Annotated in this window: 1 protein-coding gene; it reads right to left on the reverse strand. The window is 64.3% G+C overall.

All coding sequences use genetic code 11. The features are described from left to right. A partial coding sequence (locus tag P0D68_RS35520) for a pyridoxal-phosphate dependent enzyme (RefSeq protein WP_408468837.1) occupies window positions 1-471 on the reverse strand: 471 nt, incomplete at both ends.

Genomic DNA, 471 nt, shown 5'->3' on the forward strand with positions numbered 1-471 from the left:
CCTTGCCCGGCGATCACATACGGATCGTCGAACGGATGCACGAAGGTCAGGCCGCGCTCTTCCTGCAGCTTCACCGCGTGTCCATACGCATCGCTATACGATTCGCCAAACTGCACGACTTCGACGGTCGGGCCGCCGTGCGCGCGCACCGCATCGACCTTCACCTGCGGCGTGGTGACCGGCACCACGATGATCGCCTTCACGCCCATGCGCGCCGCCGACAGCGCGACACCTTGCGCATGATTGCCCGCCGACGCGGTAATCACGCCACGTTCCAACGCCTCGGAAGGAATGTGCGCCATCTTGTTGTACGCGCCGCGCACCTTGAACGAGAACACCGGCTGGTTGTCCTCGCGCTTCAGGTAGACCGGATTGCGCAGACGTGCCGACAGGTTCGGCGCGCGTTCGAGTTCGGTCTCGCGGGCCACGTCGTAGACGCGCGCGGTGAGGGTTTTTTTCAGGTAGTCGTGG

Source organism: Paraburkholderia sp. RL17-380-BIE-A, assembly GCF_046028085.1.
Lineage (GTDB): Bacteria > Pseudomonadota > Gammaproteobacteria > Burkholderiales > Burkholderiaceae > Paraburkholderia.